This is a genomic window from bacterium, assembly GCA_021158245.1.
Lineage (GTDB): Bacteria > Zhuqueibacterota > QNDG01 > QNDG01 > QNDG01 > QNDG01.
Genome location: JAGGVB010000228.1, coordinates 1 through 21,585, shown reverse-complemented (window position 1 = coordinate 21,585; position 21,585 = coordinate 1). Strand labels below are relative to the sequence as shown.

Below are 21,585 nucleotides of genomic sequence, written 5' to 3'. Positions count from 1 at the left end.
TTAAGAGTTTAACGGAGGAACGATTAGATGTTTCTTATTGTCATACACCTTTTCAAAACCGAATATAAGGATGATATCCTTTTAGCGCTGACATCCTGCGGTATAGAGGATGGATGTACTTTTGAGGGGATGAATCTTGAGAAAATTCTCGGACATGATTATCCGCTATTCAGCGGGCTTGTCCCTTCGGAGAATGATCAGCAGCGGTATTCTATGCTTATTACTGCAACTGTGGAAGATATGGATCGGGTGGAGTCTTTTGTACAGCTTTTGGAAGAAGCTGATATTGATATTAAAAATGAGCACATTCTTCAGCTTATTGCACTTCCTGCAGTAAGAGTTGTCGGCAATGAAGTTGACTGGCAAAAGCAAGATGTCTGACTAAAAAGAGCTTGTTTTTGAAAAAACAATATAGAAATTTTAAAACAGGTTCTTTGAACAATATTGCGGTTCTTCACCTTTCAGTTATTCTTTTCGGATTTGCAGGAATTTTCGGCAGACTTAACATGGAACCGCTTGTTATTGTTGCAGGAAGAGTTTTTTTTGCATCAATCTTTCTAAGTGTCATAATTCTTTTTTATAAGAAAACTATTAAAATTCCTCTGCAAACATATTTTATGCTCTCTATTACAGGTGTTGTTCTGGCACTGCATTGGGGATCATTCTTTTATTCAATCAGCATATCGTCCGTATCAATCGGACTTATCTCTTTTTCTACTTTTCCTGTGTTTGTTGTGTTTCTTGAGCCGTTATTCTTCAAGACTAAAATAAAAGCAATCCACTTCCTTTTTGCAGGGTTGGTTCTATGCGCAGTTTTTCTTATTGTTCCGGATTATAATTTCTCGAATAATATTACAAAAGGTGTTGCATGGGGAACTTTGTCAGGATTTACATTCGGAGTTATTACTGTACTCAACAGAAAGTATGTTCAGTCAATTAATCCGGTTTTAATTGCTCTGTTTCAAGATGCAGCTGCTTTTGTTGTACTCATTCCATTCCTGCTGATTCGTAATTATTCAATTAGTTATAATAATCTGTGGCTGCTGATGTTATTGGGAGTTGTGTTTACAGGAATAGCACATACACTCTACATCTACAGCTTAAAAAAAGTCAGTGCACAAAAGGCAAGCATTATTACAAGCCTTGAACCGGTATATGGAATCGCAGGAGCTTTTTTGATTCTGCATGAGGTACCGCATCTGCGAGTTATATTTGGCGGCCTGATAATAATCAGTATTGCAGTTTACATATCTGTTAAATCGGAAATTATTCCAGTGCAGTAAATATTTTAACATTATTTAAATTCTTCTGATTGAGAGCTTGAGATTTCTTGGAAATATGGAGAATCTTTTTTATATTCTTTATCTCAATTTGGCAGTAATTTTAAAAATATGAACATATTCATGAAACGGTTTATAGTTTTTATAATAATTTTCATTCACTTTAGTACGCTTTTCCCCCAGACAGTCCTTATGTGGCCTACCAATGCAAGCCATATTTTAACTTCAACTTTCGGCGAGTACAGGCCTGGCCATTTTCATTCAGGTATTGATATAAAAACGTGGGGTAGGGAGGGTTATCCAGTTTATGCTGTCAGCAGCGGATATATTGCCAGGATTGCAATCTCACCCCATGGTTACGGAAAGGTTTTATATCTTAAGCTTGATAATGGCATGACTGCTGTTTTTGCACATCTTTCCCGTTTTTGTGACAGAATATTACCTTTTGTAGAGGAAAAGCAGGAGAGACAAAAACGTTATTCCATATTTGTGAATTTTCATAGAAACCTTATTCGTGTATCAAAGAAAGATGTTATTGGTTATACAGGCAGCACAGGCATAGGTTATCCCCACCTCCATTTTGAGCTGAGAGATTCATTGAACCTGCCTGTGAATCCTCTTTTTTCCCTCAATTCTTATATAAGTGATTTGGAGCCTCCTCAAATATCAAGCGTTGCTGTGATACCTCTATGTTCAAGTGCGCGGATTTACGGCGATATTCTGCCTAAAATATATAAAGCAGAAAAGGCCGGAAAATCTTTATACACTATTTCAGAACCTATTATTGCAAGGGGCGCTATAGGATTTTCAATAAAAGCATTTGATTATTCAGAGATATCGCAGAATAAGTATTCTGTCTTTTCATATAAGCTTAGTGTTGACGGGAAGAATGTTTTTTCAGCCAAATATGACACAATACCGTTCCAGATGACCCGTTTTATTGATTTAGACAGAAATTTTTACCTTAGGAAAAATCATTACGGTCTTTATAACAACCTTTACGTTAGTTACGGCAAGAAGCTTCCGTTTTATAAGATATCTAACCCGGGTGCGGGAATAATTTTATGCGGTGATGGACAGAAATCAGATTATAATTTTTACAGTATTATTTTAAAAAGCGGGAAACATTTTTTTAAAATCAGAGCAGAAGATTTTTCAGGAAATTTTTCGGAAGTTTCAGGGAAGATTATAGTTCAAAATAATAATAAAACTGCAGACTATTCTCTCGCAGCAGATTCGTCAAAAACGGGAAACACTAACCCTGAAATTAATATGACATTAAGCCATTGTATTTTTAATGCAAATTTAAGATTCAGGTTGATTTCCTCCGATGTTTTTGAAAATGTTCCTATTCTTACGGTCATGGTAAATACCTGGGATTTCCGTTATGTGCGCCTTATAAAAAAAAGCCCGTCGGAATATTTCGGCATTATCCCTCTTGACGATATAAAAGACTCTTATCTGTACTGCACTGCTTCTGCTGTATTTAATGATAAGGTTCATACAGTTTCTGATTCTCTTGGCCTGTTTTTTGTATCAAGGGATAAAGGAGGCAGTGTTGTTTCGGAGGACGGTGTATGCAGTGTTTCATTTTCTCCGGGAAGTTTTTATACGTTATGTGCAGCTTCTGTAGAACCAGCTGATCAAGCTCCTTACGGCTTTTTTATAGGGAAAAAGTACAGAATTAATCCTTATGATGAGCCTCTTGCAAAGCGGGCTTTAATCCGGTTTTCAGTGCCCTGGATGTATTCGGAAGATCGTAAATCTGCTATTTACAGGCTGGACGGCCGGGAGAAAATATTTATAAGCCGAAGATTTAAGAAAGGCAGTTTATCAGGATATGTATCAAACCTAGGTACTTTTGCAGTATTAAGGGATACTATTGCTCCGAAAATTATTAAAATTGTACCTGCGGACAGGAGTATCATCAGGAGGCCGATACCTGCTGTTTATGTAAAATTTGTTGAGGATCTTTCCGGAATAAAAGGAGAAAACAGTTATAAAATTTATATTGACGAAAGAAGATGTATTGCTGAGTATGATCCTGAAAACAACAGAGCAAAAGCAGTTATCCGCAGATATTTAAAACATGGCTGGCACAAATTACGTATAAAAATTACTGATAGGGCCGGAAATGCGAGCGAAGTGAAGAGAAGTTTTTACATTACAGGAAGAAAGAATAGGATTAAAAAATGAATAATAATAAAATACCGGATAATCAAAACAGCAAAGATATAAGGCCATTTAAGACCAGCGGAGTTGCTGCTTTTTCTGCCGGCCATGCGACGCATGATACTTTTACCGGATTTCTTCCGGCACTTTTACCGCTTTTTATTGAAAACCTTTCTCTTACAAGAGCAGAGGCAGGGCTGCTTTCTGTTTTCACCCAGGCTCCTTCTTTAATTCAGCCTGTTATCGGCCATTTGGCAGATAAGAAGAATCTGTATAAGATTGTATTTTTTGCTCCTGCAATTACTGCAGCGTTAATGAGTATTACAGGGCTTATGGGGAATTTCGGGTGGCTTGCTCTTGTACTCATCCTTGTAGGATTCAACTCCGCTGCCATGCATGCGATAGGCCCTGTTATCACAGGAAAATTGTCAGGCAGTAATCTTGGCAAAGGCATGAGTTTCTGGATGGTAGGCGGGGAATTGGGGCGTGCACTCGGCCCTGTTATTGTGGTTACTGCTGTTCATGCTGCAGGTTTCGGGAATATTTACTGGCTGATGATCGGCGGAATAGGGATGTCCCTGTTTCTGTATTTAAAGTTTAACAAACTTACGCTTGAACACACACAAAGTTCTGACAGGCTGCCATGGAAGGATGCCATTGCAGTAATGCGCAGAGTGATGATCCCCCTCTCGGTCTTTATTTTTATCCGTTCTTTTATGATGTCATCAATAACAACTTATCTGCCGACTTATCTGATTGACAGAGGGGGAGGGCTTTTTTTCGCAGGGGCATCTCTCTCTCTTCTTGAAGCTGCAGGGATGGTGGGAGCTCTTTCAGGAGGATCTTTAAGCGATAGATTCAGTAGAAGAAGTGTACTTATTGTATCAACTTTGAGTGCTTCTGTACTTATGTTTCTATTTACAATTTCAAAAGGATTTATTCTCTTCCCCTTGCTCATTCTTCTTGGATTTTCCGCATTCTCAATAACTCCTGTTATAATGGCTCTTGTTCAGGAAAGTTTTCCTTCAAACAGAGCATTGGCCAACGGTGTTTACATGGCCTCCAGTTTTGTACTAAAATCAATTGTTGTTGTAATTGTAGGAATACTGGGTGATAAGTACAGTTTGCACACGGCATATCTTGTAAGTTCGGCTGCAATGCTGCTGGGGCTTGGTGTGATATTTTTTATTCCTCAAAAATAGAAAAATGTGCGGGAGAATTATCCCCCGCACCTGTAAATTATATAAATAATCTTTATTTTACAAGATTGACATCAGTTGCAGTTTCTCCTGTCATGGGGATTGTCATATTTGCCGGGCCGGTGACGGATACGGAACCGTCCGTAGTTGTAGTGGAATGCAGCTTGATATATGTTCCTGTTTCATAGGCAAAGTACCATACGCTTTCTATATCCATATCACTTTCCAGTGTAATGTCAGCACCTCTCGATTGGCCTGATCCCTCCATTGTTCCGGTACCTGTTGTCTTTATTCTTACGCATTTTACACCGTTTACAGTCTCGAACCCTTCAACTACATTTTTAAGAACCATATTCATATCAATATCCAATCCGTTCTGCTCTAAAGTTTTATCAGTAGTGTCTGACCATGAATCACCGATTTTGACAGGATAGTCAGGTAGATTCGGGAAAATGGAGTCAAATTGCCTCTTGATTGATTGTTTATTGCCCATACCCATTGAGATAGTTAAAGAATCTGCCCCTGTAATTTTTTCCTCTCCTTTTGAAGAAAGAACGACACCGAAAGTTTTGCCTGTTAATGAGCTGAGATCAGGCTTTTTGTTCATTGGTATTCCGATTGCATCAATTGATAAAGATAATGAGTCGAGTTTGAGTGATAATGAATAGTCTTTATCTTTCATGCTTTTGCATGTAACTGTGTACTGTGATGTGAAAGTATTTTTTGTTTCTCTCGAAGTTCCCATCATTTCCATAGTTTGATTTTGAACAGCAGTCATCCTGTAGGTGTAAGGAGTGTTTAAAGGAAATCTGTATGAGAGTATAAGCCCTGTCTTAGTGCTTCCCCAAATATGGCTGCTTGATGCGCATCCTGCAATCAATGCAATTAACAAAGTAAAAAGAACAAATGTAATAATTTTTCCTGACTTGAAATTTTTCATTTCTTTCCTCCTGATTTGAAGTTTATTGCGGTTTGTAAAATTGGATTCACAATTCTTTACGGTTAAACACTTTAATTGTTGCAATATTCAATGATAGTTAAAATATTCTGTAAAATCAATATTAATTGTTAAAAAAATAAATTAGTCGTACAAAATCAATGCTTGACATTTATGTGAGTGATATTATATTTTGAATAAAAGGCGGTGACTATTTTATTGATAAGAAAACAGAGTCAAAATGGGATATAACAGGCAGATGTGTGTCGGGAAAATTGAAAAACAAAAATTTAAGGCCGATTCCATATTCGGTAGATTTTTCCTTTGCATGGTTTGCATTTTACAAGAATTCCCTTTTGTATTAATTAAGGGCTGTTAAGAAAGAACTTGATTATTTTTGATAAAATTAATATATTCTGATAATTTAATTGATAAACTGAAGAAATTTTTCGGGTTAAATTATTTCCTGCGGATTTGATGCTGCCGGATGCCCGGAGATTGGTTTATCCCTTAAGCAAGAGGCAGGAGAAAATGGTTGATGTTGTTTATACTGAATTGATAATTACATGTGAGGCCTGTCATACAGTGAAGAAGTTTAAAGCTGAGACATATGAAGAGTGCATGGATATCTTCAGAGAGTATCAATGCCCGAACGGGTGTGCGAGAAATCTATACAGTTTTATAGCAATCGGTAAATTGCAGGAAATAAATTAATTTTTTTATTTTTCCTGTTGACAAAAAAGGTAAAATTATTATATTAGAAGACCATTGAAGTTATTTATAGTTCTTTTTTTACTTTTCCTGCTTTTCGTACTTTCCAGGTCTGCAAAACAGAGCAGAAACAGAGTTCTGGAAAAGAGGCTGAAAATCCTCAGGCGGCTGCAGAGAAAAGACGATGAATCAGATTGATGCGGGAATAGCTCAGTTGGTAGAGCGTCACGTTGCCAACGTGAATGTCGCGGGTCCGAGTCCCGTTTCCCGCTCTTTTTTTAGGCGGCGTAGCCAAGTGGCTAAGGCAGAGGTCTGCAAAACCTTTATTCAGCGGTTCGAATCCGCTCGCCGCCTCGCCAAAACGCCGGGGTGGCGGAATTGGTAGACGCAAGGGACTTAAAATCCCTCGTCCCTTAAGGACGTGCCGGTTCGATTCCGGCTCCCGGTACTACTCTGATAAATTTAAGATTTTGGAAAGCCCACCCTTGCGGTGGGTTTTTTATAACATGAGAATAGGATTGTCAATATGTTTGGAGCAGTAATTTTTGATATGGACGGCGTTATAGTTGACAGTGAGCCTCTGCATATAAAAGCTGAAAGAAAAACTCTTGGACCCTTCGGACTGGATATCTCAGACGAGGAATTCCACGCATACATGGGACAGACTCCGAGGATTCTACTTAAAGGCATGATCCAGAAATACAATCTTGATACAGCAATTGATGATTTGTATGCAGTACACATTCAAAACCTTCTCTCCCTGTACAGAGATGAGGTGGAGCCTATCCCGGGTGCTCTTGAGCTTGTTTCTCAATTAAAAGAAAACAGGATTTCCCTTGCTCTTGCATCAAGTTCGGATTTTGACCTTATCAATGTTGTTTTGGAAAAATTCGGACTTACAGATACATTCAAAGCAGTTACAAGCGGGCAGGAGTTAGACAGGGTAAAACCCTTTCCGGATATTTTCCTCAAAACTTCGGAAAGACTGAATATCCCTCCAAAAGAGTGTGTTGTAATAGAAGACTCCACTTCCGGAATACGTGCTGCAAAAGCAGCAGGCATGACTTGTATAGGGTTCAGAAGTCCGAACAGTAAAAATCAGAATTATTCGGATGCAGATGTTGTTGTTGATGATTTAAGGTCAGTTGATATGAAATTTTTTGAGAGTCTCTATGAGAAGAGCCAAAAAGATTAATGGAAATCTGTTGAAAAAAAGCAGGACACGGAATTATGGACATAAAAAGAATTAAAACAAGAGAAATCCTTGATGATTTCTCTTTGCGTTTTTCAGACAGAAGGGATATATCATCTCTTTATGTTTCAATAAAAAACAGCGGACTTATTGCACCTCCCTGTGCTGCCCTCAAAAAGGAAGGCTTTCAACTTATTTCCGGTTTCAGCAGATTTGAAGCTTCAAAAAATGCAGGCCTTGATCCTATTCCAGTCAGAATCAAACCTGAGGATATTTCTCTCTCTCAGGTATTTTACAATGAGGTTGAGGTGCACTCTGTTAACAGAAAATTCACTCTCACGGAAAAAGCACGGATATTAAAGATTGTGACGGAGCTTGATGTCACGGAACATGATATTGCGGCTTTTTGCAGATTGATTGATCTGCCTGAAGAGAGAGGAGTTATAGAAAAAACAGTTGAAATCCTGAATTTTACAGATGATGTTCAAAATTACATCGGAATGTACGATCTTTCCCTTCGCCAGACTGCGATGTTTAAAGGGCTTTCAGAACTGGAACAGACTCTGTTTACGGATCTTGCAAAAAGGCTGCACATACGGGGAGTTGAGTTGGGCAAAATTATTGAACTTGTTCAGGATATATCGGGCAGAACCGGAGAACAGGCAGAGCGGATTCTCAAACGCGCTGAGAAAAATAAACCGGAATTTTACGAAAACAGGAATCAGGCTTTGGCTCATTTGAAAGAAGAGCTGCAAAGTATGCGTTTTCCGAAAATGATTCAGATTAATAATGATCTGACAAAAAGAAGAAAGATGATAAAAGGAGCAGGCGGAATAAAATTTGAATGGGACAGAACTCTTGAGAATCCCGGGATACTTATATCCGCAAAAATAAAATCAAGCAAAGATACAGACAGAATCTTATCTGTGATCTCTGATGAGAGTAATAGAAAAGTGTTGAACCGGATGCTGGAAATTATTGTGCCGTGAAGTATAAATTAGATAAAATCATAATAGATAAAAGATCTCTCAGCCATGAGATAGCAGACAGAGTGCGTTCAACAGCAAAGAACGTTCCTGTTCAGATTGCAGAACCGGATGAATCGGGACAAATTGTCAAAGATCTGCCTCTGTCCAAAGGAAAGAGGATTCTTCTGCTTACAGTGCAGAATGGAGGCAGTGTAAAGCCCTGCCCCGGTACTGCAGATCCGTATATCTGCTGCAAATACACAGTGATTAACAGCGCCAACCACTGCCCAATGGACTGTACCTATTGTGTGCTTCAGGGTTATCTTGAACGTCCCTGTCTTACTGTATTTACAAACAGACACGATATTTTTGCTGACATAGACAGGGTCCTTAAATCGGAACCGCACAGATTTTTCCGCATAGGCACAGGTGAATTTGCAGACAGTCTTGCTCTTGATGATTTAACAGGCTTTTCATCAGATATTGCCCGTTTTTTTGAAAAAAAGAAAAATGCTGTAATTGAACTTAAGACCAAGGCATCGTTTGTTGATAATTTATTGTCATCTCCGCCTGATAATGTAGTTGCTGCCTGGTCTGTTAATCCTGATGAAATTGTCAGAAAAGAGGAACTCCGGTCAGCATCTTTAAAAGAGCGGCTTGGTTCTGCAAAGAAATGTCAGGATCACGGGTGCATGCTCGCGTTTCATTTTGATCCGCTGATTCTGTATCCGGGGTGGAAGCATGGCTATTCAGATGTTGTGAGGCAGATTTTTTCAAGTGTCAAAGAAGACAGAATAGCATGGATAAGTCTTGGTGCTCTGCGTTTTCCCCCTCCTTTAAAAAATATTATTAAAGATCGTTTTCCCGGTACAAAAATAATTTACGAGGAAATGATCAGAGGTATTGATAATAAAATGCGGTATATTCTGCCTCTGCGTGTTGAGCTTTTCCGCCATGTGTTCAATGAGATTAGAAAGTTTTCAAAGGATCTGTTTGTCTATTTCTGTATGGAGCCCCCCTGGGTGTGGGATTCTGTAATGGGGAAACATCCTGCCTCTGATGAAGAACTGGATTTCTGGTTTGCCCGTTCCATGTATAAAAGATTCCCTGAGCTTAATATGGAAAAACCTGATCGCAAAAATTACAAAGAGGATGATTTCAGCCGGGATCAGCTTTCCTGATTTTTTTCATTTCCACTATTTTTTTTGATATTAATATTCCCTGTTTCCACCAGTCTGTACACACACCGTCCTTTACATATTTTTCAAGTATTTGTATAACCTTCTTACTTAAAAAAGCGGGTTCACTGCTGTAAAGAGGAGTACCTGCAAGAGGGAGGAAAAAGTGCATTTGTGTCCTTGCATTAAATTTAAGATTAAGCTCCCTTGCAAATTCAATGGTTTCAAGAGTGTCCTGCTCTGTTTCATCAGGATAGCCGATAATAAAATCAACGTACGGAACAAGGCCTGCTTCTCTGCTTAAAGCACAGGATATTGTAACATCTTCTTTTGTGTGGCCACTGCGCATTTTTTTTAAAATACGGTCTGATCCTGACTGACCGCCTATGACGATCTTCTTATTAGAGCAGTATTTAACAATAAGGTCAAGAAGATCAGGTTCTATTGTATTAGGTCTCAGCTCCGAAGGGAATATTCCGTATTCAAGATGACGTATGCCCTGCTGTTTAAACATGCGGAGCAGCCTCTCAATCTCGTGTTTGTCAGTTCGCCCGGGCCCTGATGCTCCGTATTCAAATCCGCTGGGGTTTATGAATCCAACCCTGAAAAGATAGTCTCTTTTTACAAGCTCCTCAAGATATTTCCGTGCAGATGATATTGATCTGTGTATGGGTTTTGCACCTCCTGTCTGGCAGTATGTACAGCGGTAAAAACAGCCTCTCGTTATTTCAAGAGGAGACATCATGGGAGTGTAGGTTGAGATTGGGAAACTTGTTTCTATGTCATTTATGAGTCCACTCTAAAAAGGTATTTGAATTAGTAATTAAAATTATTTAAATTACTTGCTTAATTGCATAGAAATTAATAAATTAGAGACATAAAATCAGAGTTAAAAACACAATCAGGAATGTCTATGTTTAAGAAAAACACAAAGCACCTTCAGGCAGATATGTTCGGCATGCAAAGTACAATGCCTGAGTCACTCAAAAAACATGCTATCAAATCTGAAGAGCATCATTTTTACAATTTGATCTTTTGCAACATTAATGAGGATATCTTTTCAGTGCTGTACTCAGATAAAAAGAGCCGCCCCAATGCGCCGATTAATTCTATGGTATCGGCCTTAATTTTGCAGAATCGTCGCGTGTGGACATACAACGAACTTTTTCAGAACATCAGGTTTAACCTGTTGGTAAGAATCGCACTTGGTCTTGATGATTTGGTAACAATGCCGTTTTGTTGTGCAACGCTTTTCAATTTTCAGAACCGGTTGAACGATCATTTCATCAAAACGGGCGAGAACCTGTTGGAGCAGGTGTTTGATCATCTGACTGAAAAACAGTTAAGATATCTTAAACTGAAGACCAATATCCAGAGGACAGATTCTACCTTTGCAGGTTCCAATATAAGGAACTACAGTCGTCTTCAGCTGCTAGTTGAGATGATCATTCGCATCTTTCGTGTTTTGTCTGAATCGGACAAAAAACGTTTCAAAGGACGTTTTGGCTCATATGTCAATTGAGATTGAGCAAACAGGCGAAGATAAATATATCGTTTCCTGCCCCTATCAAAAAGTAAATTCTAAAAAATGCAGAAATAGATTCAAGGCTGAATTCGATTTGGCCGTTTGTCAAAAATGTGAGAAACGGGCTGTCTGTGCTTCAATCCTGATGAAAAAACATAGAATGTTTTATTTTAATCGCGATGACTATTTGAGAAAAAGACGATTAAAGCAAAGGGCATCTATACCAGCCGAGCGCCTGAAGTTGCGTAACAATGTAGAGGCCACAATCAATGAATTTGTATGTAAGATGCCGAAAGGCAAGCTGAAAGTCAGAGGTGCGTTCAAAGCATCGATATTTGCCTTTTCGGTTGCTATGTCTGTCAATTTCGGGAGAATATATCGTTATATTCAGGATAATCCCGACATTGCTGTATCTTGTATCAAACAATTTTACGATTATTTCAAAGAACGATTTGTATTATCCATATTTAGTAAAATATTTAATTTCATATACGACTATGAACCTTATTGCGTACAGGTTTGATTTCCATTGTTTTTAGAATGAACTCTTATATTTTGAAACATTTCTGCAGCATAGAAAATTTGCGGCCTGCGAGTAAAATTATACGGTTTTTATATTGTCCAGCTGATTTGAGTGCATTTGATCTGCGGAATTTAGTCTAATCACCGGATTAGTACGAAAAACTGCTTTCTCCGATAAATTCACGCAGAATGGAATTTGACGGTACATACTTTGTCTCTACAGGGAGGAAGTATTTCAATATCATCAACAGCCGTCTTGCCTCTGTATATGCTTCACTTGTGATTTGTATACTTTCAAGAACCGGTTCAAGCACAGTTCGTAAAACAGCAGGTTCATACGAAAGTGCAGTGTTAAAAATAATATCAGCGTTTTCCTGAAGAGGGAAAATGTACTTGTCTTCTCCTGATCGTACAGACGGCCATGTTATTATTGTATCTTCAGGAGAGTGGGATCGGAATTGGTTATCCCGAATCATTCTTCGTAAAAGCCTGATATCGCTTGTAGGGATTCTGATATGGTCTGTTATGTTCAGCTGGGTCAGAGTGCTTACATAAATTTTAAGTTTCTTATTAGCCGGCACTGAACTGGTAATGTTGTCATTAAGCCCGTGTATACCTTCAATCAAGATAGGCTGATGGGGTTTTAATTTTACGGTTTTACCCGGTAAACTTTTACCAATCTTAAAATCAAATCTCGGAAGCTGAACTTCTTTCCCATTAATTAAAGCTTTAATATCTCTGTTGAGCTTGTGAAGGTCAAGTGAAGCAGGAGATTCCCAGTCAGGCTTTCCGTCATCATCAAGTGGGGCCAGGTCCCTGTCAATAAAGTAATCATCAAGTGACAGCATGAGAGGAGATAATCCGTTTACTCTTAATTGAATTACAAGACGTTTAACAAACGTTGTTTTTCCTGATGAAGAGGGCCCGGCAATTAAGATGACTCTGTGCCTTTTTCTCTTTTTTGTGATAGTGTCAGCAATGTGAGAAATTCTTTTTTCATGCAGCCCTTCGGAAATTTTAATAAAATCTCCTATTGTACCTTGTTTAACTGCTCTGTTTATTCCGGATGATTTGTCAATTTGAAGAATCTGCTCCCAGTGTCCGAATTCATGGAATACTGAAAACAGCTTGCGCGGGTTGGGAAACGAGGGAATTGTTTCAAGGTCTTCCGGCTCCGGAAATACCAGAACCATACCATTTGCCCATGAGAAAAGGTTAAATGTATGAATGTACCCTGTTGACGGGAAAAGTGCATTCCCGAGGAATGTTGTTGTACTCCCGCATTTATGAAGTACAAGCCGGGAGATTTCCAGGTTGCCCGAAATAAAATCCGGGTCTTCGCCTCTTTTCTCAAGGCGGCTTAACGCAGGTTTTAGCAGGAGAGAGACAGGCTCAATAGGATCGTTACGCTCAATAATTTCCTGCATACGCTTTTTTATTTTTTTAACCTTCAAAGAGCTGATTTTCTTTCTGCCCTTCATTTCGCAGTATATGCCGTTGCCGATTGAATGGTCTATTACAAGTTTGATCCTCGGGAAAAGCTCTTCAACTGCCCTTACAAGTACAAGGCTAAGGCTGGATTGGTAAGATTTATATGCTTCAGGAGTTTTTTCTCTTACCCAGGTCAGGGTGCAGTCCGAATATAGTTTCAGGTTAAGGTCCATCGGCTCTTTATTAATGAGTGCTATGACAATAGTGTCCATCTGAGGGGGCCTTGTGAGGTCAAGGATTTCTTTGATATTTGTACCCTTGATGTAGATTTTTTCACTTCCGTCAGAGAAGTGAACGGTAAAAGTATTTTCTTTTGTTCGTATCAGCATGATTTCATCTCTTCCATAATCTTATATTAATTTAATAAAAAAATATCTTTATAACAAGTAATTTTATTGACAAATTCCAATAGTTTGGCTACTTTTTAATATTCTGTAAATTAAAGAGGTTAAAAATGATACGGAAGCAGCTATTTACAAAAAAAATCAGTCTGATAGGTGCCGGAAGAGCAGGTTTTGCTGTTGCATACTTGCTTGCAAAACAAGGGTATAAATTCTTAAATATTATAGATAAAGATTCGGAAAGAGCAAAGAGGTGCGGCAAAGCTGTAAATGCTGTAAAATACGGAATAAACCTGTCTGACCTGGATAATAAGTACGATTTTCTTATTATTGCGGTGCCGGATATTGAGATAGAGAGTATATCGTCTCAATTAGCGGATTACGGCATTGTGAGAAGCGGTTCTGTAATTGCGCACCTTTCAGGAGTTGAGGATTCAAATATTCTGGATAAGTGCAGGCAAAGAGGCGCATTTGTTGCCTCCATGCATCCATGTATGACATTTGCAGATGAGTTCCGGAGCAGCAGCCTGGATTGCTATGTTGCACTTGAGGGGGACAGGAGAGCAGTCGAATTTCTAAAAAATATAGTTAAAGATATCGGAGGGTCTTCTTTTGAAATTTCCGGAGAGGATAAAATCCTGTATCATGCAGGATGTACGATTGCTTCCAATTATCTTATAACACTTTTAAGCTTTGCAGAAGAGGTTTCAGGCAGAATGTCAGGAGAGATTCCGGCAGAATCATTTTATCATCTTGCAGACAGAAGTGTGGAGAATTTTTTCAGGCAAGGTGGAGTAAAATCTCTGACAGGCCCAATTAGCAGAGGTGATGTTTCTACTGTGAGGAACCATATAAAAGCTCTTATTGAAAAAGACAGTGAACTTGCTGTTGTGTACTCGATCCTCGGCAAAAGAACCCTTAAAATCGCACAGGCTCAAGGTACTGATTCACAAAAAATCGATAAATTAGAAATTTTATTTAATGATGTTATTAAGGAGTACAAGATTTAATTTTGACTGATTACCATATACATACCAAATTATGCGGCCATGCGGAAGGGGAGATGGAGAGCTATGTTGAACAATCTATATCAAAAGGGTTAAAAGAGATAGGTTTCAGTGATCATGCTCCGTGCAGTGTTAGCGAGAGTATCGTAAGATTGCATAATTAAAAGAGTTAATATGCATGGGTAAATTGGAGAAGGTTCTCCAGTTTGTTTTAGTATCAAGCAGAAGGAAGAGTAGGAGATTTGCAGCAGCCGGAGATTTTTCTAATGCCGGGGTAAAAACATGCAGTACAATTTCCATACTTTTTCGGGGGGTGCCAGTAAAACTCAAATAAGTATTGACATTGATACTTTCAATCAATAAAATATACTACTCCGATAAAAAATAATTTAATTAAAAGTTTCGATTCCGAATCAAAGGCAAAACAGTATGAAAACAAAGGTGATTGTTAATCGGGATACGAATCCGCGTATTGTTAAGAAATATTTAAAATCCGCCATGCAGATTTTAAAGGATAACGGATTTGAGCTGTCTGTCCAGTTTACAAAAGGGCCTGAACATGCTTTACACATTGCAAAAGAAGCAGTTAAGAATAGATTCGAATGCGTTATATCTGTAAGCGGAGACGGAACAATAAATGAAGTAATTAACGGTCTTGCCGGTTCGAATGTAGTACTTGGTATTTTGCCTATCGGCGGCAGTAATGTACTTGCACGTGAACTTGGAATCAGGATTGATATATTTGATGCTGCAAGAACAATTACTGAAAAACGGCCAAGACGGATTGATCTTGGAAAAATCAACGGAAGATATTTTTCAATGATGGCTAGCTGCGGATATGATGCACATGCGGTAATGAAAACAAATCTTAAGGTGAAAAAAATTATAAAGAGATATGCTTATATTGCTGCGGGAGTAAAAGATTTTTTCGGATACATTCCGACCAGGATTAATATAGAAATAGATGGAGGCAAAATAAAAGAGTCGGGGATCTTTGTGTTAATCAGCAACACACATTTTTACGGCGGTGTGCACAAGGTTGCGCCTTTTGCGGAGATAGACGATGGTTTCCTTGATGTAATAATTTACAAAGGTAAGACTCAGCTTGATCTTGTGAGATTTGCAATTGGAGTTATATCCGGACTGCACACCAATTTTACTGATGTATTATACTATCGGATTAAGAAAGCAGTGCTGAGCTCGGATAAGGAGACTCCGGTTCAGGTAGATGGCGATCTTTTAGGGTTTTTACCAATGGAAGCAGAAATAGTACCCGGGGCTATTGAAGTTTTTTGTTAGGTTTGAAAAACAGATAAGAGGCAAACATGGATAAAGAGGAGATCAGACAGCCTGCTGTGGCAGGAACTTGGTACCCCGGCAATAGACAGAAACTTGAAAGCCTGATATCCGGTTATTTTTCAAAGACTGCAAAAAGTGATTTAAAAAGAAGAGTAATGGGCCTGATTAGCCCTCATGCAGGGTACCTTTATTCGGGACAGACAGCAGCATATGCTTACAGGCAAATCATAGGTTATGATTTTAAAACAGTTGTTATAATTGCACCAATGCACAGAACCGCTGTCAGCAGGTACATGACTAATGCAGAGAAATATTACAAAACCCCTTTAGGGCTTGTACCTGTAGACCATCAAATACTTGATAATATCAGGAAAGAGGTCAACCTTGCATATATTTCGGGAGATGACGAACACTCCTTAGAAATTCAGCTCCCTTTTCTTCAGCATGCAATTAAAGATTTTTCCATTGTTCCGATTCTAATTGGACACAGTGATGTGAATAATGTAAAAGATATTGCAGATGCGCTGGCCGGAATTCTTGACAGAGACAGTACGCTTATAGTTGCAAGCAGTGATATGCATCATATAGATGATTACAGGCAGGTTGAAGAAAATGATAACAGGTTTATTGAAGCATTAAAAAGTTTTGATATTGAAAAAACAAGAGAAATCCTGAACCGCAGAGACTGCACAATATGCGGTAAAGTTCCCATATCAATACTTCTCGAGACTACGCTCAGGTGGGGAGCAGAAAAAGTCAGCATACTGAATCATACGAATTCTTCGGAAATAACCGGGAGAAAAATTATTGGAGAATACACTGTCGGGTATCTTGCCGCGGCTGTCACAGATAGATAAGAGATTCGGGAAAAATATTATGTAAAACCATAATTTTATTTGATTGCATAGTATGCAGACTATGATATAAAAATATTGCGTATACACCATTCCTTTACCGGCATAATTGGGGCTGATTATCATGAAAAGACTGATACAAACATGGTTTTTTATTTTGTGGATGATTATTCTGGCAGGTACTTCCACAGCTCGGAATAGAACTTTCACAGCTCGGAACAGAACTTTATCCGGACAGTGGGTTCTTATCCCGGAGAAGAGTTCTGAAATTGGCCTGTACAGAATGCTGACTATCCGAATAGAGTATGCTGCTGACAGCGTTCGTATAACTCACCGCTGGGGACAGGGAACCCGTACTCTGGATCGTGTGATTACAGTACCTTGCAAAGGCGGGAGTGTCAGAATTCCCATTTCAGACAGAGTCTTTCCAACGAATGTTTTTATGGGGCTATCTCTGCCTGTCGGGAATGAACGAATAATAAAAACAGTGAAATCTGCAGGCGATACACTGCTTGATCTGCTGGAATTAGTTGATGTGCGCAGCTCACAGGGGATAAGACGAATAAAGATACACCATGAATATATGTTGACCGGCAGCGGCAGGATTCTCCGTTATACTGTCAAGCGATCCACCCGTTTGGACTCTTTTTCAATGCAGTATGTCCTGAAGAGAAAGGGGGAACGGGATGCATTTTTTATGAAACTTGCAGATGACTGGCGGATTGACGGCGGACTAAATCAGCAGGCTCTGCTAATCAGCCTGCAGGGACTAATTAATCGTTCCGGGCCGCGGCTGTACTTCATATATCCGGAAACATGGGATTTCCGCTTCACACCTGATGTGATGAATTTTCTAAAAGCTAAACACTATTACACTTTCCGGGAATTGAAGACTGCTGCTCAGGCTCTTAGAACTTTTTCCTCTGTCCCCCGCGGTTATGTGGTCTGGGACCGGGAGGTGCGGACTTCTCTGATTGTTGCTTTTACTGCGGCTGGAATTAAAGATGCCGTGGTTGTAGATGAGGCGCTGATTCCAATGGCTCAAAAAGCCGGCCTGCCCTGCCTTGAGGATTTCCGGGGACGCTTCAGGGGCTGGACTGATGCCGAAATTTACCGCTGGGCAAAAGACCGCTACTGGGCCAGCTGCTCTCATGATATTATAGTATGGCTTGGAGGCGAAGGCGGCAGCATTATGAAACCCGGAGTAGCAGACTGGGGTATATGCAGGAGAGCATTTTTTCAGGATTTGTCTACAAAGCCGTCAGATACTGATGAGTATGAGCTTGCAAAAGATTTGCTTGCTGATTTAAAACCGATGTCCATTATTTTCGGCTGGCATTCCTATGTTAAAGATAAAGAGAGGGATCAAGTCACCCTGGTCTCAAAATTCGGTTTTCGCGTAGAAGGGCTGCACACTCTGCCGAATCTCAGTTTTTCCAGCAAGGTGCAGAAATCACCAGGATTTAAATTTCGCAATAATCACAATCTTATACCTGGAAAAATTTACAAGCCGCAGAAAAAAGTGTACATTGCATGCGTGCAGACCGACTGCCTGGGGCTGGGTGCGTGGACACGTCCCGGTCGGGGTGAACTGCCCTATGCCTGGGAGGTAACTATGAACTGGTACTGGCTTGCCCCTGCCATGCTGGAGTTTTTTTACAGCGAGGCTACTCCTAACGACTATTTTATAGGCTCTCTATCCGGCCCTGGTTATCTCTACCCTAAAGCAGTGCCTCCGTATCTTCTGCCGCGTCTGATAGCAAAAGCGGATACTCTGATGAAAAAGCTTGATCTAAATATTTTTGAGATAATGGATTATTCGGAAGGTGCTACTGTTGAAGGGAACACAGAGCTGACCCGTGAAGTGGTTGGTGCCTATTTTCTGGGCATGCCCCAGGCCATAGGCTTTATAAACGGCTATGCACCCTCCTTTACCTTTTACAGCCGAAAAGGCCGTCCTCTGATTTCATTTGATTATTATTTATCTCCGGATCGGAAGGAAGAAGAGGCAGCAGAGGATCTTCGTGAATTGGCCCGAATCAACAGTGTCCGTCCCTATTTCTTACTTATGCATGTTCGTCAATGGAGTGATGTAAGCAGAGTAAAATCAATTCTTGGGAGGCTCAGTTCCGAGTTTGAGGTTGTTCCTCTTGATGCTTTCCTGAAGATGGCTGGACAATATCCTACTTTTAAAGAGAGGTTTTTAGAGAAATAGTAGTGTAATGCGGACATTTGGCCTATGAAAATTGTTGTATAAATTTAATAATTCTCGTGCTTACGCTCGCATTGTTCCTCAGTATTTAGATTAGAGAATTTGATCGTTTTGTATCTGCATTTCCGGCGGCTATTTATAAGGGGCATCCGTCTTAATACCGATGCTTCCTGATACTCTCGCTATAGCCGGATTAACATGTTCATGATCATTTATTTGCAGTTTGTAAGCGGTTTATCGTTAATGCGCTCATGAATAACGCCCTTAAATTTCGGTTGCTTTTAATTTTGGAAAAGAGTATTATACATATCAAATTCAGTCTTTTTAGTCCAACTGTAGTATATCCTTTATGGAAAATAACCGGTAAAAATGGAGAAGAGTATAGCGGACTGTATTTCAGGAGATGATTCACGCAGTAATACAATATGCCATTATGTCAAACCGACATGACCGAAACAATGTGCTATTTGCAGAAACAGACATTTGAAAGGGTTAATAATGGAACATCTGAAGAAGAGGTTGAATGATAGTGCAGTAATGCGCTGGTCTGCCCTTTTACTTTTAAGCGGATTATTGTTTGCAACGTATTGGTTTAATGATTGTCTCGGCCCTTTAAAAGGATTAATTGAGACAGAGCTTGGTTTTGATAATAATATGTTCGGTACGGTGCTTGCATCTGTCAGCTGGGCCAATATGGCGCTGATGATTATTGTAGGAGGTATAGCTCTTGACCGCTGGGGCACACGGAAAACAGGTATAGTGTTTGGCAGTATTGCGACAACAGGTGCTTTTATAATGGCTTTTGCTAGTAATGGCCTCTTTGGACAGGACAAGCACTCCATGATGATTGGAATGATTGTTGGACGTATTTTATTCGGAATGGGCCTTGAAACAGTCTGTGTCATGACCAACCGTACTATTGTGAAATGGTTCAAAGGGCACGAACTTGCTCTTGCAATGGCTATTAACGTAGCTATTGGCCGTTTGGGTACAGCGGGCTGTAATTTCTTCGGCATTGAAGTTGCCGGCGGAAGTGTGTATAAAGGCATTGTGTTTGGAGCTTCACTGATCGGTCTGGCAGTGATTATGTTCCTTATTTATCTGGTGTTTGATGTAAAATATGAACGTAGGGAAAAAGAACTGGGTAATCCCGTGGACGGTGAATCAGGAGATGAATTTAAACTAAAAGATCTTAAAGATCTGTTAACTAATCCTTCATTTCTCTATATCGCTTTTCTATGCGTATCATTTTATGCTGCCGTGTTTCCATTTATTCAGTACGCTCCGGATTTGCTAATAAACAAATTCGGGTTTACCAACACTATGCCTGACCTGACAGGAGCGTCTCTTTGGGACAAAATTTATGCTTTTTTCCATACTGCTCCAAAAGTGACAAGCCTTATTCCTCTCGGTACAATTTTATTTACTCCGGTCTTCGGCAATATAGTAGATAAAAAAGGCAGAGCAGCCAGTCTGATGATTGTAGGCTCTCTGCTGCTTATATTTGCTCACCTGTCCCTTTCCGTATTCAATAGTGTTAGTTTAGGATATTTGGGCCTCTTCTCCCTGGGAATCGCATTTTCGCTGGTTCCAGCAGCAATGTGGCCTGCAACATCAAAGATTGTCCCGCTGAAACGGTTGGGTACAGCTTATGCAACAATGTTTACCATTCAGAATTACGGTTTGTCAGCCTTTTTCTGGGGTATCGGAAAGATGGTGAATGTGATGAATCCTAAAATTGTCACTCAGATTCAGTCAACTCGTGATCAGTTACTTGCCGATGGGGTAAGCAGAATGGATATTCCAGGGCGTATTGATGCTTTGAAAGCTTCGGGAGTAATACCGCCTTATAATTATACTATACCAATTTTGATGTTAGTGGCGCTTGGTGTAATTTCTATTTTCCTTGCTTATTTGCTGTTGCGTGCTGACAAGAAACAGGGATACGGCCTTGAACTGCCGTCTAATCATTAATCAGGCATAGACCAGAAGTTTAATACATTTCGATCACCCGGGATGCCCATCCCGGGTGATTATCCACAAATTAATCCACGAATTACACGAATTAACACGAATTTAAAAAAAATTAAAGGAAATTTCCAGATGCCGGAAAAAAGATTTTCAAACCTGTCATGCTCGTCCCGATGGAATCGGGAGGTATCCAGAGGGGGAGGTGTGGAGGATATCCTTTTAACTGTCAAATTCATCTTTTTATTTCATTTCTATGTACGGCACTTTTTTCAAAAAAAAGTACCCAAAAAACGCCGGCTGCCGAAAATTTCCTAAAAATGTCAAAAAACTCTCTGAATCAAATAAACTCGTCCCGATTTCTTTTTGATTATAAATATAGTAAAATCGGGGCTCAAACAGAATTTGATTCCGGGCGTTCGTTTTTTAACATTTTTTTAACGGAAATTTTCAGATGCCGGCAAAAAAGATTTTCAATCCTGTCATGCCCGTGAAAACGGGCATCCAGAGGGGTGTGGGGTGGTTGCATACATTTGTGACTAACCCCTCCACCCCTGGTTTCCCGCTAAAAACATGCGGGAAAGACACCCCGGAGAGCTGTTGTGGCGGAAATTCTCAGGATGCCGGCAAAAAAGATTTTCAATCCTGTCATGCCCGTGAAAACGGGCATCCAGAGGAGGTGGTGTGGAGGATTACCTACGTTATTGACTAACCCCTCCACCCCTGGTT

21 protein-coding genes and 3 tRNA genes are annotated in these 21,585 nt (G+C 39.7%); 21 read left to right on the top strand and 3 right to left on the bottom strand.

The window, feature by feature from the left end:
• The first annotated feature begins 27 nt into the window (after positions 1-27).
• From J7K93_14205 to J7K93_14190, 4 genes are all read left to right on the top strand, one after another.
• The gene (locus tag J7K93_14205) at positions 28-381 is read left to right on the top strand and encodes a hypothetical protein (GenBank protein MCD6118153.1); all 354 of its coding nucleotides are present in this window, start codon (positions 28-30) and stop codon (positions 379-381) included.
• 17 nt (positions 382-398) lie between these two features.
• Positions 399-1,283 carry a DMT family transporter gene (locus tag J7K93_14200; GenBank protein ID MCD6118152.1) on the top strand — a complete coding sequence of 295 codons (885 nt, stop codon included), beginning with the start codon at positions 399-401 and terminating at the stop codon, positions 1,281-1,283.
• Between the two features lie 120 nt (positions 1,284-1,403).
• Positions 1,404-3,476, top strand: a complete 2,073-nt coding sequence (locus J7K93_14195; GenBank protein MCD6118151.1) for a M23 family metallopeptidase — start codon at positions 1,404-1,406, stop codon at positions 3,474-3,476.
• Positions 3,473-4,654, top strand: a complete 1,182-nt coding sequence (locus tag J7K93_14190) for an MFS transporter (protein ID MCD6118150.1) — start codon at positions 3,473-3,475, stop codon at positions 4,652-4,654. Before J7K93_14195 ends, J7K93_14190 begins: the two co-directional genes overlap by 4 nt.
• Positions 4,655-4,706: 52 nt before the next feature.
• Here J7K93_14190 and J7K93_14185 read toward each other — a convergent pair whose 3' ends face one another.
• A complete protein-coding gene (locus tag J7K93_14185; GenBank protein MCD6118149.1) occupies positions 4,707-5,591 on the bottom strand; it encodes a hypothetical protein in 885 nt (294 codons plus the stop codon).
• A gap of 194 nt (positions 5,592-5,785) precedes the next feature.
• Here J7K93_14185 and J7K93_14180 point away from each other — a divergent pair, with 194 nt between their 5' ends.
• From J7K93_14180 to J7K93_14140, 9 genes are all read left to right on the top strand, one after another.
• The gene (locus J7K93_14180) at positions 5,786-5,953 is read left to right on the top strand and encodes a DUF3179 domain-containing protein (GenBank protein ID MCD6118148.1); all 168 of its coding nucleotides are present in this window, start codon (positions 5,786-5,788) and stop codon (positions 5,951-5,953) included.
• A 166-nt stretch (positions 5,954-6,119) separates the two neighbouring features.
• Complete coding sequence (locus tag J7K93_14175) at positions 6,120-6,302, top strand: hypothetical protein (GenBank protein MCD6118147.1); 183 nt, start codon at positions 6,120-6,122, stop codon at positions 6,300-6,302.
• Positions 6,303-6,356: 54 nt separating this feature from the next.
• On the top strand, positions 6,357-6,497 hold the full coding sequence (locus J7K93_14170) for a hypothetical protein (GenBank protein ID MCD6118146.1): 141 nt from the start codon (positions 6,357-6,359) through the stop codon (positions 6,495-6,497).
• A 1-nt stretch (position 6,498) separates the two neighbouring features.
• A tRNA-Gly gene (locus tag J7K93_14165) sits at positions 6,499-6,571 on the top strand.
• Between the two features lie 9 nt (positions 6,572-6,580).
• Positions 6,581-6,653: transfer RNA gene (locus J7K93_14160), tRNA-Cys, on the top strand.
• 9 nt (positions 6,654-6,662) lie between these two features.
• Positions 6,663-6,747: transfer RNA gene (locus J7K93_14155), tRNA-Leu, on the top strand.
• 78 nt (positions 6,748-6,825) lie between these two features.
• Entirely contained in the window at positions 6,826-7,494 is a 669-nt protein-coding gene (locus tag J7K93_14150; protein MCD6118145.1) for an HAD family phosphatase, read from the top strand.
• A 35-nt stretch (positions 7,495-7,529) separates the two neighbouring features.
• A complete protein-coding gene (locus J7K93_14145) occupies positions 7,530-8,480 on the top strand; it encodes a ParB-like nuclease domain-containing protein (protein MCD6118144.1) in 951 nt (316 codons plus the stop codon).
• Positions 8,477-9,640, top strand: coding sequence for a DNA photolyase (locus tag J7K93_14140; protein ID MCD6118143.1), 1,164 nt, complete (start codon positions 8,477-8,479; stop codon positions 9,638-9,640). Before J7K93_14145 ends, J7K93_14140 begins: the two co-directional genes overlap by 4 nt.
• Here the strand turns inward: J7K93_14140 and J7K93_14135 are convergent.
• A complete protein-coding gene (locus J7K93_14135) occupies positions 9,618-10,382 on the bottom strand; it encodes a radical SAM protein (protein MCD6118142.1) in 765 nt (254 codons plus the stop codon). The genes J7K93_14140 and J7K93_14135 overlap by 23 nt on opposite strands.
• Positions 10,383-10,550: 168 nt before the next feature.
• Between J7K93_14135 and J7K93_14130 the strand changes: the two genes are divergently transcribed.
• A complete protein-coding gene (locus tag J7K93_14130; protein ID MCD6118141.1) occupies positions 10,551-11,159 on the top strand; it encodes a transposase in 609 nt (202 codons plus the stop codon).
• Positions 11,149-11,685, top strand: a complete 537-nt coding sequence (locus J7K93_14125) for a transposase (GenBank protein ID MCD6118140.1) — start codon at positions 11,149-11,151, stop codon at positions 11,683-11,685. The genes J7K93_14130 and J7K93_14125 overlap by 11 nt, the downstream gene beginning before the upstream one ends.
• Positions 11,686-11,833: 148 nt before the next feature.
• Here J7K93_14125 and J7K93_14120 read toward each other — a convergent pair whose 3' ends face one another.
• Complete coding sequence (locus J7K93_14120; GenBank protein ID MCD6118139.1) at positions 11,834-13,504, bottom strand: nucleoside kinase; 1,671 nt, start codon at positions 13,502-13,504, stop codon at positions 11,834-11,836.
• 125 nt (positions 13,505-13,629) lie between these two features.
• On the opposite strand from J7K93_14120, the gene J7K93_14115 reads away from it, so the two are divergent.
• The 6 genes from J7K93_14115 (at position 13,630) to J7K93_14090 (ending at position 20,862) form a co-directional block, all read left to right on the top strand.
• Positions 13,630-14,526, top strand: coding sequence for a DUF2520 domain-containing protein (locus J7K93_14115; GenBank protein MCD6118138.1), 897 nt, complete (start codon positions 13,630-13,632; stop codon positions 14,524-14,526).
• Positions 14,526-14,687 carry a PHP domain-containing protein gene (locus J7K93_14110; protein ID MCD6118137.1) on the top strand — a complete coding sequence of 54 codons (162 nt, stop codon included), beginning with the start codon at positions 14,526-14,528 and terminating at the stop codon, positions 14,685-14,687. Before J7K93_14115 ends, J7K93_14110 begins: the two co-directional genes overlap by 1 nt.
• 265 nt (positions 14,688-14,952) lie before the next feature.
• On the top strand, positions 14,953-15,822 hold the full coding sequence (locus J7K93_14105; GenBank protein MCD6118136.1) for a diacylglycerol kinase family lipid kinase: 870 nt from the start codon (positions 14,953-14,955) through the stop codon (positions 15,820-15,822).
• 26 nt (positions 15,823-15,848) lie between these two features.
• Positions 15,849-16,679 carry an AmmeMemoRadiSam system protein B gene (gene amrB, locus J7K93_14100; protein ID MCD6118135.1) on the top strand — a complete coding sequence of 277 codons (831 nt, stop codon included), beginning with the start codon at positions 15,849-15,851 and terminating at the stop codon, positions 16,677-16,679.
• A 121-nt stretch (positions 16,680-16,800) separates the two neighbouring features.
• Complete coding sequence (locus J7K93_14095) at positions 16,801-18,891, top strand: hypothetical protein (GenBank protein MCD6118134.1); 2,091 nt, start codon at positions 16,801-16,803, stop codon at positions 18,889-18,891.
• A 495-nt stretch (positions 18,892-19,386) separates the two neighbouring features.
• Positions 19,387-20,862 (top strand): MFS transporter, encoded by a 1,476-nt coding sequence (locus J7K93_14090; GenBank protein ID MCD6118133.1) that lies wholly within the window; start codon positions 19,387-19,389, stop codon positions 20,860-20,862.
• The last annotated feature ends 723 nt before the right edge of the window (positions 20,863-21,585 follow it).